At 74.6% G+C, this 13,606-nt stretch carries 11 protein-coding genes; 5 read left to right on the top strand and 6 right to left on the bottom strand.

Translation table 11 applies throughout. The annotated features are described in order from the left end of the window. Window positions 1-35 precede the first annotated feature (35 nt). Window positions 36-950: an RNA polymerase sigma-70 factor gene (locus tag ABD223_RS28485; protein ID WP_344039653.1), complete on the bottom strand. Its 915-nt coding sequence runs from the start codon at window positions 948-950 to the stop codon at window positions 36-38. Between the two features lie 167 nt (window positions 951-1,117). Between ABD223_RS28485 and ABD223_RS28480 the strand changes: the two genes are divergently transcribed. Then, window positions 1,118-1,603, top strand: coding sequence for a carboxymuconolactone decarboxylase family protein (locus ABD223_RS28480; protein ID WP_344039652.1), 486 nt, complete (start codon window positions 1,118-1,120; stop codon window positions 1,601-1,603). Window positions 1,604-2,017: 414 nt separating this feature from the next. Beyond that, window positions 2,018-5,080: a discoidin domain-containing protein gene (locus ABD223_RS28475; RefSeq protein ID WP_344039651.1), complete on the top strand. Its 3,063-nt coding sequence runs from the start codon at window positions 2,018-2,020 to the stop codon at window positions 5,078-5,080. 54 nt (window positions 5,081-5,134) lie between these two features. Here the strand turns inward: ABD223_RS28475 and fxsT are convergent, their stop codons facing one another. Then, the gene (gene fxsT, locus ABD223_RS28470; protein ID WP_344039650.1) at window positions 5,135-7,432 is read right to left on the bottom strand and encodes an FxSxx-COOH system tetratricopeptide repeat protein; all 2,298 of its coding nucleotides are present in this window, start codon (window positions 7,430-7,432) and stop codon (window positions 5,135-5,137) included. 138 nt (window positions 7,433-7,570) lie between these two features. Next, a complete protein-coding gene (locus ABD223_RS28465; RefSeq protein WP_344039649.1) occupies window positions 7,571-8,560 on the bottom strand; it encodes a carbon-nitrogen hydrolase family protein in 990 nt (329 codons plus the stop codon). Window positions 8,561-8,864: 304 nt separating this feature from the next. Here ABD223_RS28465 and ABD223_RS28460 point away from each other — a divergent pair, with 304 nt between their 5' ends. Beyond that, on the top strand, window positions 8,865-10,079 hold the full coding sequence (locus ABD223_RS28460) for a cytochrome P450 family protein (RefSeq protein WP_344039648.1): 1,215 nt from the start codon (window positions 8,865-8,867) through the stop codon (window positions 10,077-10,079). Between the two features lie 139 nt (window positions 10,080-10,218). Here the strand turns inward: ABD223_RS28460 and ABD223_RS28455 are convergent, their stop codons facing one another. After that, complete coding sequence (locus ABD223_RS28455; protein WP_344039647.1) at window positions 10,219-10,842, bottom strand: hypothetical protein; 624 nt, start codon at window positions 10,840-10,842, stop codon at window positions 10,219-10,221. 206 nt (window positions 10,843-11,048) lie between these two features. Here ABD223_RS28455 and ABD223_RS28450 point away from each other — a divergent pair, with 206 nt between their 5' ends. Continuing rightward, window positions 11,049-11,975 carry a LysR family transcriptional regulator gene (locus ABD223_RS28450; RefSeq protein WP_344039646.1) on the top strand — a complete coding sequence of 309 codons (927 nt, stop codon included), beginning with the start codon at window positions 11,049-11,051 and terminating at the stop codon, window positions 11,973-11,975. A gap of 1 nt (window position 11,976) precedes the next feature. On the opposite strand, the gene ABD223_RS28445 is transcribed toward ABD223_RS28450, so the two are convergent. Continuing rightward, window positions 11,977-12,342 (bottom strand): DoxX family protein, encoded by a 366-nt coding sequence (locus tag ABD223_RS28445; protein ID WP_344039645.1) that lies wholly within the window; start codon window positions 12,340-12,342, stop codon window positions 11,977-11,979. A gap of 119 nt (window positions 12,343-12,461) precedes the next feature. On the opposite strand from ABD223_RS28445, the gene ABD223_RS28440 reads away from it, so the two are divergent. Beyond that, entirely contained in the window at window positions 12,462-12,839 is a 378-nt protein-coding gene (locus tag ABD223_RS28440) for a winged helix-turn-helix transcriptional regulator (RefSeq protein ID WP_344039644.1), read from the top strand. Between the two features lie 96 nt (window positions 12,840-12,935). Here ABD223_RS28440 and ABD223_RS28435 read toward each other — a convergent pair whose 3' ends face one another. Beyond that, window positions 12,936-13,583, bottom strand: a complete 648-nt coding sequence (locus tag ABD223_RS28435) for a class I SAM-dependent DNA methyltransferase (RefSeq protein WP_344039643.1) — start codon at window positions 13,581-13,583, stop codon at window positions 12,936-12,938. Window positions 13,584-13,606 lie beyond the last annotated feature (23 nt).

Here is a 13,606-nt window from a genome sequence, read left to right as displayed (position 1 = left end):
GCTGTGCGGTGCCCGTGCGGTCCCCGCCACCCGGCTCAACGGCGCAGGACGGTCTCCCGCTCCATGTGCGACAGCTTCTCGGGGTTGCGCACCGCGTAGAGCCCGGTGATCAGGCCGTCGTCGACGCGCACCGCCAGGACGGTGTCGACCTCGCCGTCCAGCCGGAGGACCAGCGCCGGGTGGCCGTTGACCTGCTCCGGCCGCAGCGACCCGAGCGCGGCGAGCCTGCCCACCCCGGCGGCCAGCAGCCGGGCCACCCGGTCGGCGCCGACGACGGGCCGCGGGACGGCCTGCTTGATCCCGCCGCCGTCGCCCAGGAAGACGACGTCCGGCGCGAGGAGGTCGAGCAGGCCCCGCAGGTCACCCGTCTCGGTCGCCCGCCGGAACGCGTCGAGCGCGTCCCTGGCCTGCTCCGCGGGCACGGCGCCGCGCGGCCTGCGCGCCGCGACGTGCGCCCGCGCCCGGTGGGCGATCTGCCGGACCGCGGCCGGGCTCTTGTCGACGGCCTCGGCGATCTCGCCGTAGGCCAGGTCGAACACCTCGCGCAGCACGAACACCGCCCGCTCGGTCGGCGCGAGCGTCTCCAGCACCAGCATCATCGCCATCGAGACGCTGTCGGCCAGCTCGACGTCCTCGGCCACGTCGGGCGAGGTCAGCAGCGGCTCGGGCAGCCAGGGTCCGACGTAGGACTCCTTGCGGCGGCCGAGCGCGCGCAGCCTGCCGAGCGCCTGGCGGGTGGTCACCCGGACCAGGTACGCGCGCCGGTCCCGCACCTCGCCGAGGTCGACGCCCACCCACCGCAACCATGTCTCCTGGAGGACGTCCTCCGCGTCCGCCGCCGAACCGAGCACCTCGTAGGCGACGGTGAACAGCAGGTTGCGGTGGGCGAGGAACGCCTCGGTGGCGGGGTCGGGTCCCCGGTCGTGGTCGCCGGGCGCGGTCCGCGGCATGGGTGGCTCCTCTTCGCTCTCGGCCGTGTCGCACACCAGACACCGGCCACGGCCGCCGTGTGACACCGGGGCCCTGTGCCGCACGTCACCCGGCCGTCCTGTCACGGGAACCGCGCCGCCGGCACCTGGTGTTCGCCCGATGCGGCACGACGAGTGAGGAGCAGACCGTGAAAACCCGTTTCGCCCTGTTCGACAACGAGATCGCGGCCAGGTTCGCCAAGCGGTTCGCCAACGCGGGCACGGTGATCCACCGGTCGCCGCTGCCGAGGTCCACGCAGGAGCTGGTGTCGTTGCGCGCCAGCCAGATCAACGGCTGCGGCTGGTGCGTCGACATGCACACCAAGGAGGCGACGGCGGCCGGCGAGACCGCGCTCCGGCTCAACCTGGTCGCCGCCTGGCGCGAGTCGACGGTGTTCACCGAGGCCGAACAGGCCGCGCTGGCGCTCGCCGAGGAGGGCACCCGGCTCGCCGACGCCCACCAGGGCGTGTCCGACGAGACGTGGGCGCTGGTGCGCGAGCACTACGACGACGACCAGGTCGCCGCGCTGGTCGCGCTGGTCGCCCTGATCAACGCGGCCAACCGGCTCGCGGTGATCGTGCACCAGCGGGGCGGCTCCTACGAGACCGGCGCGTTCGCCGCCGCGCTCGACTGATCCAGGGACTGAGCGGGGAAGGAGGGGGAGGGGGCGAGCCGTCCGGTCCGGGACCACGTGGTCCCGGACCGGGCGGCTCGGTGTCGAGCGCCGGTGGCCGCCCCCGACCGCCATCGACCGCAGTCGGGCGCTGTTTCCCGCCACCCCCGCCACCCCGCTGCGCCTGCCGCGCTCCCCGCCACCCCGCTGCGCCTGCCGCGCTCCCCGCCACCCCGCCGCGCCTGCCGCGCTCCCCGCCATCGCCCGCGCACCGGCTGGGGCCGGGACGGCAGCAGTCCGGTGCCCAGAACCGGTCCCCGAATCCCTTGACTCCACCCGCCAGGTGAAGTTCTCTTCTGGGAGAGCGCTCTCCCACCGTGTCCTCGCCCCACCGCGGCCAGCGCCGCGGTGCGCACGCCCCTGCCTGGAGTCGCCATGCCCGTTGCGCTCACCCGGCAACGCCGCCGGGTCCTGCCCCTGCTCGCCGTGGTCGCCGCGCTCGTCGCCGGTCAGTTCGCCGCCACCCGCGCCGACGCCCAGAGCGCCCTGCTCTCGCAGGGCAAGCCGACCACGGCCTCGTCCGCCGAGAACGCGGGGACGCCCGCGTCCGCCGCCACCGACGGCAGCACCACCACCCGCTGGTCCAGCGCGTTCAGCGATCCCCAGTGGCTCCAGGTCGACCTGGGGGCCACCGCCGCGATCGACCGGGTCTCCCTGGTGTGGGAATCCGCCCACGCCACCGCCTTCCAGGTCCAGACCTCCGCCGACGGCGCCACGTGGAGCACGGTCCACACCGCCACCAACGGCACCGGCGGCACGCAGCACCTCGCCGTCTCCGGCTCCGGCCGGTACGTGCGGCTGCTCGGCACGGCCCGCGCCACCGGCTACGGCTACTCGCTGTGGGAGTTCCAGGTCTACGGCACCGTGGGCGGGCCGCCGCCACCGGCGACGCCGATCTCCCAGTACAAGCAGGTCGCCGCCTCCAGCTGGGAGGGCGGCAACGCGCCCGCCGCGGCCCTCGACGGCCGCACGAACTCCCGCTGGTCCAGCCAGTTCGCCGACGACCAGTGGATCCGGGTCGACTTCGGCGGCGTCGCCGCGGTCAACCAGGTCGTGCTCAACTGGGAGGGCGCGTACGCCCGCGGCTACCGGATCGAGCTGTCGAACGACGCGACCACGTGGACGCAGGTGCACGCGACCACGACCGGCGCGGGCGGCGTGGAGCGCCTGACCGTTTCCGGCTCCGGCCGGTACCTGCGGCTGTTCGCCACCGCCCGCGCCACCGGCTACGGCGTGTCGCTGTGGGAGCTCCAGGTCTTCGGCACCGTGGACTCGTCGGCCACGACCCCGCCGCTGCTGTCGCCGCCCACCAGGGCGCCGGCGAACACCGGCCGCTTCGCCCTCAGCGCACCGGCCGACAACGCGATGGTCACCAACACCCGCCGACCGGCGTTCTCGTGGGCGGCGTCGCCCGGCGCGGTCCGCTACCAGGTGTGGCTCAACCTCAGCCGCGGCGACTACGACTTCACCGCGTCCGGCAACCTGCTCGACCTCTACACGAAGGTCGCCGAGACCACCGCCACCACCTACACGCCCACGTGGGACATCGCCGACCGGTGGACCTACCGGTGGTTCGTCGTGGCGGTGGACGGCGCGGGCGCGACCAGCGCGTCGACCATCCGCACGTTCAGCCTGTACCGGCCGACCCTGTCCACCGTGGACGACGGGGTGCGGGTGGTGAACGGCAGCCGCGACCTCAACAAGAACGGCGCGATCGAGCCGTACGAGGACTGGCGGCAGCCCGTGGAGGCGCGGGTGGACGACCTCGTGGGCCGCATGACCGTCGAGGAGAAGGCGTACCAGCTGTTCTACAACGCGCAGGCGTTCCCCCGGTCGGGGTGGCACTTCGGGCCCGCCGAGGCGCAGGACCTGCACAACGCCCTGCTCGCCTCGTCCGGCACCCGCCTGGGCATCCCGTTCGTGTCGGCGGGCGACACCATCGCCGGGTACAAGACCACCTACCCGTTGCAGAGCGCGCTGGCCGCGGCGAAGAACTACCCGTTGGCGCACAGGCTGGGCGACGTGCAGCGGCGCGAGCAGCTGGAGGTCGGCACGCGCGGCGTCCTCGGGCCGCTCGCCGAGGTCGGCACGAAGGTGCTGTACCCGCGCATCCAGGAGGGCAACGGCGAGAGCGCCGACGTCGCCTCGGCGCAGGTCCGGGCGCTGGTGACGGGGTTGCAGGGCGGGCCGGAGCTGAACCCCGCGTCCGTGCTGGCCACGGTGAAGCACTGGCCGGGCGAGGGCGCGGGCGGCGAGGCGGTCATCGTGTTCGACGAGGTGACGGTCAAGTACCACACCGCGCCGTTCCGGGCCGCGATGGAGGCCGGCGCGGTGAACATCATGCCGGGCTACGCGGGCAGCACCCTGCTCGACCCGGGCGGTCCCGGCGCGGGCGACAGCGCCAAGATCCTCGCCTACCTGCGGCAGAACCTCGGGTACACGGGCCTGATCACCACCGACTGGCTGCCGTCGGGCAGCTGGATCGGCGCGGCCAAAGCGGGGTCGGACGTGATGGGCGGCGCCGACCCGGGCGCGACGGGCTTCAGCATGGCGCAGTTCACCGCGGCCGTCCCGGCGGCGCGCATCGACGACGCGGTGCGGCGCGTGCTGCGCATCAAGTTCAAGCTCGGCGTCTTCGAGAACCCCTACGGCGACCCGGTCAACGGGCCGTACCGGTTCCACAAGCCGGAGTACGCGGCGCTGGCCAACCAGGCGTCGCGGGAGGCCATGACGCTGCTGCGCAACAACGGCGTGCTGCCGCTGCGGCTCAACCGGGGCGACAACATCGTCGTGGCGGGCCCGCGCGCGGACGACACGGCCGCGTGCTGCATCTGGACCAGCTTCTTCCACCAGGAGTACGGCTCGCGGACGATGTACCAGGCGATCCGCGACCGCGCCGCCGAAGCCGGCGTGAACGTCCACAAGGACACCGGCCCGTCGCCGAAGCTGGCGGTGGTGGCGGTCGGGGAGGCGTCCTACACGCACGCGACGAACTGGGTGAAGGAGCAGCCGTACCTGCCCCCGGACCAGCTGGCGCTGATCCGGGACTTCAAGAGCCGCGGCATCCCCGTGGTGGTCGCCCTGGTGCTGCCCCGGCCGTACGTCATCACCGAGTGGCACGAGCAGGTCGACGCGATCGTCGTCACCTACCGGGGCGGCGAGGAGATGGGCCCGGCGCTGGCGTCGCTGCTGTTCGGCGACTACGCGCCGAGCGGGAAGCTGCCGTGGCAGCTGCCGCGGGCGCTGTCGGACGTGCTGCGACCGGGCGGCACGGACGTGCCCGCGGACGCCGTGGAGGCGTGGGACGTGCCGTACGACCTGGGCGCCACGGCGGCCCAGCGGCAGGAGATCAAGGCGCGGATCAACGCGGGCCTGCCCGTGCCGACCACCTACGGCAACCCGCTGTACCCGTACGGGGCCGGGCGCACCGGCTGGTGAACGCGGTGGCGGCCCCGTCCCGGCGGGGCCGCCCCGTCCGCGCACCGCGGGCCGTCAAGGGCGGAGGTCGCCGGCTCCGCGCCAGTGGGCCAGGTTGGCGCGGGTGACGCTCGTGTTCGGGTGCTCCGGGCCCAGCACGCGGAGGTGGTCGGCCAGCAGCGCCTCCAGCTCGGCGACCGCGCCGCCGACGTCGCCCGTCCGGCCCAGCCAGTGGGCGAGGTTGCCGCGGGCGATGAAGGTGTCGGGGTGGTCCGGGCCCACCACCCGGACGAAGTCGGACACCAGCTCCCGGTAGCTGCGGACCGCGCCGGCCGCGTCGCCCGCTTCGCCCCGCCGACGCGCGAGGTTGCCGCGCGTGACGAGGGTTTCGGGGTGGTCGGGCCCCATCACGCGCCGCTGGTCGGCCAGCAGCGCCTCCAGCTCCGCGACCGCGCCGGCGGTGTCACCCGCCTCGCCCCGCCAGTGGGCGAGGTTGTTGCGGGTGACGAGGGTGTGCGGGTGGTCCGGGCCCAGCACGCGCAGGCGGTCGACCAGCAGGACCTCGAACCCGGTGACCGCGCCGGCCACGTCACCGGCCTGCCCGCGCAGGTCGGCGAGGTTGTTGCGGGTCCCGAAGGTGTCGGGGTGGTCGTCGCCCAGCACGCGGAGGTGGTCGGCGAGCAGCGCCTCCAGCTCGGGGACCGCGCTGCGGGCGTCACCGGCCATGCCCCGCCAGTGGGCGAGGTTGTTGCGGGTGACCAGGGTGTCGGGGTGGTCGTCGCCCAGCACGCGCAGGCAGTCGGTCAGCAGCGCCCGGTAGTCGTCGAAGGCCCCGGCCACGTCACCGGCCTGACCCCGCCAGGACGCGAGGTTGTGGCGGACGACGAGCGTGTCGGGGTGGTCGGGGCCGAGGTGGGCGAGGGCCTGGCGGTGGAGGTCCCGGAAGTAGGCGATCACCGCGGCGACCTGACCGCTCTCGCCGAGCGACCGCCCGGCGAGGAGCAGCAGCTCGTGGGCCTGCCCGTGCCAGAGCGCCGGGGTGGTGCGGGCGTGCAGGACCTCCGCGGCCGAGCGCAGCGCCTGGGCCGTGCCCGGGGTGGTGGTGTCGATGTCGGGCCAGGTCGAGAGCAGGGCGTCGGCGGCGGTGTGCGCGAGCCGGTGGAGGTGGTCGGGGGCGAGGGTGTCGCGGACGGCGCGCTGGACCAGGGCGTGCGCGGTGACGGTCCGGGAGGGCCGGGTGCGGTCGAGGTCGATCAGGTGCAGGCGGTGCAGGCACCCGAGGGCGTCCTCCACCGTGCCGCCGTCCACCTCGCGGCCGGTGGTCGCGGCCAGGTGCGAGAGCACGGGCGGGCTGGTGAACAGCGCGCGCGGCGTGCCGTGGGGGTCGAGCAGGCTCACCAGCTCCAGCAGCGGCCGGGCCAGGCCCGCGGGCGGCAGCCGGTCGGCGCGCTCGATGGACAGCGACCACGTCGCGGCCACGGTCGCCTGGTGCTCGTCGGGCAGCTCCTCGGCCGTGGGCATGACCTCGGCCAGCGTGCGCCGCCGGTCGGCCAGCCTGCGGCGGTAGCCCCGGACGGTCAGCAGGGGCCGGTCGGAAATGAACGCGGCGGCCTGCGCCAACGCCAGCGGCAGGAAACCCAGGTCCGCCCCCAGCGCCCGCACCTGCTCCTCGCCCGCTTCGGCGACGACCTCGCCGGGCAGGGCCCGCGCCAGGTAGCGCGTCGCCTCCCGCTCCGTGTAGACCCCCAGCTCGACCACGCCGCGCCCGCGCGCGAAGAGCACGTCACGGCGGCGGGTGGTCACGACCGTCCGGCCCAGGGGGTGGCGCGGCGGCCACAGGTCGCGGAGGTCGTCCGGGTCCTGGACGTCGTCGAGCACCACCAGCCAGCGGCGTCCCGTGGTGGCCAGCCAGGACCGCAGCGACCGCGCCGCCTGCTCCGGCGTCCGCGAGGAGATGCGCGGGTCGTCCTCGCACAGCACCTTGCGCGCCGCTTCGGCGTACGCGGTCAGCACGCCGTCGCGGGTCAGCGCCGACGCCCACACGGCCAACCCCACCGAGGCGTCCGGCCACACCGACCACGCGTGGCGCGCGGCGACCTGCGACTTGCCCACACCGCCCAGGCCCAGCAGCGTCACCCCGCCGGCCCCCGACCCGTCCTCGAACACCGACTGGGCGTCCCGGGGCTGGTGGGGCTCGGCGGGCTGCGGCGGCACCCCGACCCGCACCGGCCACACCACGCGGTCGGGTCCGCCGCGCCCGCCGGTCACCAGGTCGCCGCCGATCACCGTCACGTCCCGCCCGGCCTGGAACAGGACCGCCGACCCGGAGGCCGCGCCGACCTGGTGACCACCTCCGCGCTCGCCCACCGCCACCGCCCATCCGCCCGACACCGGCACGTGACGACCGGGCCGGGTCGACCCGGCCCACCACCGGAACCAGAACCCACATCCGCCCGGGTTGCAACGCACTATTGCGGTGTGCGCGCTTGTTCGGTGTGCTGACGACTCCCGCTAGAACGCGCCGAGGTCGTCGCTCCTGCTGTCGTCCCGCACGAAGTGCGGCTCGTAGACGCCGGAACGGGCCGCGCGCCGCCACCGCCGTGCCCGGTCGTCGGGGTCGGCGTCGAGGTCGACGACCGCTATCGCGGGATTCCCGCCGGCGGGGCAGCGGGCGGCCCACTGACCCGCCGGGGAGACCACGCCGGACGGCACGCCCCGCGCGGGTCCCGCGTAGGCGACCCAGTAGCCGTTGGTGGCCGCGTGCGCCCGCGCTTCGGCGGCGAACACCCCGTCGTCGGTCGGCGTGCCCGGCCCCGCCGTGGAGAACAGGACGCAGTCGACGTCGAGCCCCTCCTGCTCCAGGAACAGCTCCGGGAAGTGGACCTCCATCCCCAGCAGGAGCCCGAACCTCAGACCGCCGAGGTCGAACGTCGCCGGGCCCGACCCGGGCGCGTACATGTGGGTGACCTTCGTGCTCGACAGCATCCGCTCGTCGTACCGCGTGACGAGCCGTCCCCGGTCGGAGATCACGTACAGGCTGTTGTGCGGTCGGTTCGGCGGTGTCAGGCGGTGCACCGAGCCGAGGACGGTCCAGAGCCCGAGTTCCCGGGACAGGTCCGCGATCGCCGTCAGCTCCTGCCGCAGCACGTCCCACTCGAACCGCTCCCAGTCCGCCGGCCCGACCACGTCGGGGCCGGCGACGGACATGACGTGCTTGTCGGGGGAGCAGGTCGCGCCCTCGGGGAAGTGCACGAGCGTGGCACCCGCCGCGTGCGCCTCGCGCATCAGCCCGCGCACGTCGTCCCCGCTGTCCCGCAACCCGTCCCCGCTCGGGTTCCCGCGGAGCGCGGTCTGCGCCACGGCCGGCCGTACGCGCCCGGTTCCCGGCACGGGGTCCACGGCCGGAGCCGGCCGGAAGTGCCGGAGCGAGGTCGTGTAGGACTGACCTGTCTTGGCCGCGCGGGCGCGAACCCTGCGCTTGAAGTTCCCGTTCGTCGTCATGAGGCCCTCCCGCTGCTCGGGCGGAGTCCCCCGGCGACCACCACGCCCGAGACGGGCGGACAACGACAGCGACCCGAGACGGGAAGTCCCTTTGCCCCCGCGAGGACCGAGCCGGGGGCGGTCGGTGGGGGTTGGGCGTGGGCCACGCCGGAACCGACGTTAGACGCCGCGGTGCGGCCGGGTCAACACTCCGCCTTCGGCGCGGGAGGCGCGCTCACCGGCACGGCCCCGCTGCTCGACCGGTCGCCCTCCGGCCGCACCGAGCCCGCTTCCCGCGCCCCACCGGGAACGGCATGATCACCACATGACCGACGCGATGTTCAGCCCCGCCTACCTCCGCGACCCCCACCCCGCGTTGAGGGCGTTGCGGGAGGACGGGCCCGTGCACCGGGTCGTGCTGCCGAACAAGCTCCCGGCGTGGGTGGTCGTGGACCACGAGGCGGCCAAGGCGGTGCTGGCCGACGAGCGCGTCGCCAAGGACTACCACCGCCTCGGCGAGATCATGTCCGCGAAGCTGGAGGCCGCCGGCGGCGACCCGCGGCTGTCGGCGCTGTACCGGGGCAACATGCTGGTGATGGACCCGCCCGACCACACCCGGCTGCGGAAGCTGCTCGCCAAGGACTTCACCTCGCGCCGGGTCGAGCAGCTGCGCCCCCGGGTCGAGCGGCTCACCGCCGACCTGCTCGACGCGATGCCCGCCCACGACGAGGTCGACCTGGTCGAGCACTTCGCTTTCCCGCTGCCCATGACGGTGATCTGCGAGCTGCTGGGCGTCCCCGAGGGCGGCCACGCGCGGATGCGGACGTGGTCGCAGCACCTGATGGGCGAGGCGAAGCCCGGCGACGCGCTCACCGCCTCCGAGGAGATCACCGCCTACCTGACCGCGCTGATCGCCGAGAAGCGCGCGAACCCCGGCGACGACCTGCTGTCGGCCCTGACCCGCGCGAGCGACGACGGGGACCGGCTCACCGAGGCCGAACTGGTCGGCACCTGCCTGCTGCTGGTGGTGGCGGGCCACGAGACCACGGTCGGCCTGATCGGCTCCGCCGCCGAGTGGCTGGTCCGCGACGAGCGCACCCGCGCGCGCCTCGTCGGTGACCCGGCCCTGATCCCCCGCGCGGTCGACGAGCTCCTCCGCCTCACCAGCCCCGTGTCCCTGACCACGCCGAGGTTCACGGAAGCGCCGGTGCGGGTGGGCGGCACCACCATCCCCGAGGGCGAGGTCGTCCTGGTCAGCCTCCCGGCGGCCAACCGCGACCCGGCCCGCTTCGACGCGCCCGACACCTTCGACGCGGACCGCGCGAACAGCCACCTCGCCTTCGGCCACGGCGTCCACTTCTGCATCGGCGCGCCCCTGGCCCGCCTGGAGGGCGAGATCGCCCTGCGCCACCTGCTGGCCCGCTTCCCCCGCTACGCCAGGGCCGTGCCCGCCGACGACCTCCGGCCGCGGCGCTCGCTGACGGTCACCGGCTGGCGCTCCCTCCCGGTGGTGCTCGACCCCGCGCGCCCGAAGGCCTGACGCGGCACCGGTGTCAGGCCCGGGTCGCGCGGGTGCTCGCTCCCGCGCGACCCGGGCCTGACGACCGGCGGGCCCCGGTCCCGGAGCCCGCCGGCCGGGACCCGGCCGGCGCCCTGCACACCGCCGGGCCCCTCGCCGGTCAGTTCACGGCGATGACCCGCTGCGCGATCACGTCCACGCTCTCGGCCTGGAGCACCCCGCCGGTCGGCAGGTTCTGGTCGTGCAGGCAGTAGATGTCGACGTAGTCGGGCGCGGTCAGGGTGACCGTGGCGCTGATCGTCAGCGTCCGGTGCCAGCCGCCCGCGCCACCCCAGTCCTGGAGCTGCCCGCCGAGGACGGCCTGGTTGCTCCACTGCTGCGCGTAGCACCGGAACGAGGTGGGCGGGTCCAGGCTGTTCGCGATCAGGACGTCGGCCGTGACGACCCACGCCCCGGCGGCCAGCACCTTGGCGTACGGCTGCGAGGCGACGAGGCGGCTGACGCCGCCGGCGCGCGGCAGCTGCGAGATCGCGCCCGTGCTCCACCGGGTGGCGGTGATCACCGTGCCGTTCCACTCGACCCGGGTTTCCGTTGCGGCACAGGCGTTGCCGGCCTGCGCGTCCACCACGCGCAGCGCGCCGGCACTGGTGTAGCAACCGGTTATGGCGCCGGTGGACGAATGGGGGATGGCGGCCACCGCCGTCGACGCCGTGGACGCCAGGACCACCGTCGCCAGCACCGCGAGCAGGGCGCCGAGGCGTTGTCGCCAGGTCAGGTCTTCCATGGGGTTCCCTTCACCGGGATCGGCCGGGGCGGCTCCGGAATGGCAGGGGGCAGCTCCGGGGAGGGGGAGTGCAGGTGCGTCCCAGTGTCGGGCGCGCCCGATCCCGCTGTCCAAGACGCAGTGACAATGACCCGATAGGCCGTGACCATCCCCGGCCCCCTCCCACTACCGTTCGGTACCGGGCCGCACCCGCAGGGGGGATGACCATGGTCGAGCTCCGTCACCTGCGCTACTTCCTGGCGGTCGTGGAGGAGAAGAGCTTCACCCGGGCCGCCGTCCGGCTGCACGTCAGCCAACCCACGCTCAGCCAGCAGATCCGCGCCCTGGAGCGCCTCGTCGGGCACCCGTTGTTCGACCGGCTGCCGGGCGGGCCCCGGCTGACCCCGGCCGGGCACGTGCTGGTCGAGCCGGCCGGTCGGGCGATCACGATCGTCACCGACGGCGTCCGCGCCGCGAGGGAGTCCGCCCGGGGCGCGACCGGGGACCTGCGCGTGGGCATGATCTACGCGGCGGCGGGCGCGATGACCCAGTCCGTGCTGAGCGCCTTCGCCGAGGCGTTCCCGGACGTGCGCCTGCACTTCCGCGCGGAACTGCCGGTCGCCCGCGCCTACACCGCGCTGTCGCGGGACGAGGTGGACGTGGCGTTCACCCGGCTGCCGCTGGACCCCGCGCGGCACGCGTGGCACGCGCTGTACCGGGAACGCCGGGTGGTGGTCGTGCACGAGGCGCACCCGCTGGCCGACGCCCGAACGGCCTCGCTGGCGGACGTCCTGCCCCTGCCGATCCTGTCCGCCCGCCCCGCGCGGACCCCGCCGGAGGTGGGGGACCACTGGCTGCTCAACGACTTCCGCAACGGCGCGCCGCCCGCGCAGTACGTCACCGAGGCGTGGACGGTGCCGGAGATAGCGCAGACCCTCGTGCACAACCCCGGCGTGGTCGCGATGTGCTCGGAGATCGCGCGGAGCCGCCCCCCGGTGCCGGACGCGCCCCTGCGGTTCCTGGACCTGCCGGAGTCGGGCCTGAGCGAAGCCGTCATCGCCCGCCGCGAGAGCGACCACCGGCCGCACGTGAAGGCGTTCTGCGAGGTGGCCGCCGCGGTCGCGCTGAGCCTGCCGGTGGCCTCACCGCGCTGATTCACGTCCAGGTGGTGGCCAACCACGCGGTGACCGCGGCGGTCACCAGCAGGACGGCGTTGAGCCAGATCTGCCCGACCTCGCCGCGGGACAGGTGGACGACGACGCCGCCGACCTGGACCAGCGCGAGCCCGACCGCCGCGGCGATGGCGAGCACGGGCGCGATCCCGGTCAGCGGCGGCAGGAGCAGGCCGACGGCGCCGAGCACCTCCAGCACCCCGATGGTCCGCACCAGCGGCATGGGCACCCGGTCGACCCAGCCCATCATCGGGCGGAGTTCTTCCTTGCCCTGGACGACCTTCTTGCCGCCGGCGTAGAGGTAGAAGAGCGCCAGCAACGCGGCGACGATCCAGTAGGCGATGTCCACGAGGTCCCCTTCGGCACCGGTGGCCGGGATGGCCACCGGAATTGAGGAGGCTCATGATGCGTCACTGTTGAAGGGCTTACAAAAGGCACACGCGTGTGCCTTACGCACAGGGAGTTGTCATGCCGCAGCAGGAGCACACCTGCATGATCCGGGGCGATGGCGGTCGCACGCTCCGGGCGATCCTCGACCGGATCTGCAACAAGTGGACGCTGCTGGTCGTGGCGACCCTCGACCAGGGCACGCTCCGCTTCGGCGACCTGCACGAGCAGGTCCCGGGCATCTCCCAGCGGATGCTGACGCTGACCCTGCGCAACCTGGAGCGCGACGGCCTGGTGGCCCGGACCGTGCACGCCGAGGTGCCGCCGAGGGTCGAGTACGCGTTGACCCCCGAGGGCAAGAGCCTCATCCCGCCCGCGCTCGCCCTGGCCGGGTGGGCCATCGAGCACGTGCCGCAGATCGAGGCCAGCCGGGCGGCGTACGAGGACCGCGCCGGCTGACGGGGCCACCGCGCCGGTGCGGGCCGAGGCCGAACAGCACCGGCGCGGGCCGACGCCGAACACCGCCGGCGCGGCGAGCCCACCCCCGTGCGCGGCTCAGGATTCCCGGCGCGCGCAGAGGAACGCCTGCGGCGCTTCCCCGCCCGGGTCGAGCAGCAGTTGGGCCTCGACCTCGAACCCGGCGTCGCGCAGCCATCCGGCCACCCGGTCGGGCGGCCGGCGGTGGACGTGGACCTTCATCGGGTGGCCGCCGTAACCGCTGGTCTTCAACCGCGTCCCGTCCCCGACGTGGAACAGCAGTTGCAGCGGGCCGCCGGGGCGCAGGACCCGGTGGAAGTGCCCGAGCACGCCCGCCACCCGCTCGTCGGGGACGTGGATCAGCGACTGCCAGGCGAGCACACCCGCCACCGAGGCGTCGGGCAGGTCCAGGTCGGTCATGGAACCCACCTCGAACCGCAGTCCGGGGTGGTCGCGCCGGGCCCGGTCGACCATGCCGGGGGACAGGTCGACGCCGAAGGCGTCGAGGCCGAGCGCGCGCAGGTGGGCGGTGATGTGCCCGGGTCCGCAGCCGATGTCGACCACCGGTCCGCCGCCCGCGTCCCGGACGCCGTCGGCGAACAGCGCCAGGGCCGCGCGGAGGTACCGGTGCCCGGCCACGGAGCCGCGCACCAGGTCGGCGTAGCCGGCCACGACGGCGTCGTAGGAGGTGCGGGTGTCGGCCAACCAGTCGTCCACGACCGGCACGGTAGTCCGCGGCCGTCGCCGCC

The sequence above is a fragment of the Saccharothrix xinjiangensis genome (assembly GCF_039527585.1).
GTDB classification, from domain to species: Bacteria; Actinomycetota; Actinomycetes; order Mycobacteriales; family Pseudonocardiaceae; genus Actinosynnema; species Actinosynnema xinjiangensis.
This window is presented reverse-complemented; position numbering and strand designations above follow the sequence as displayed.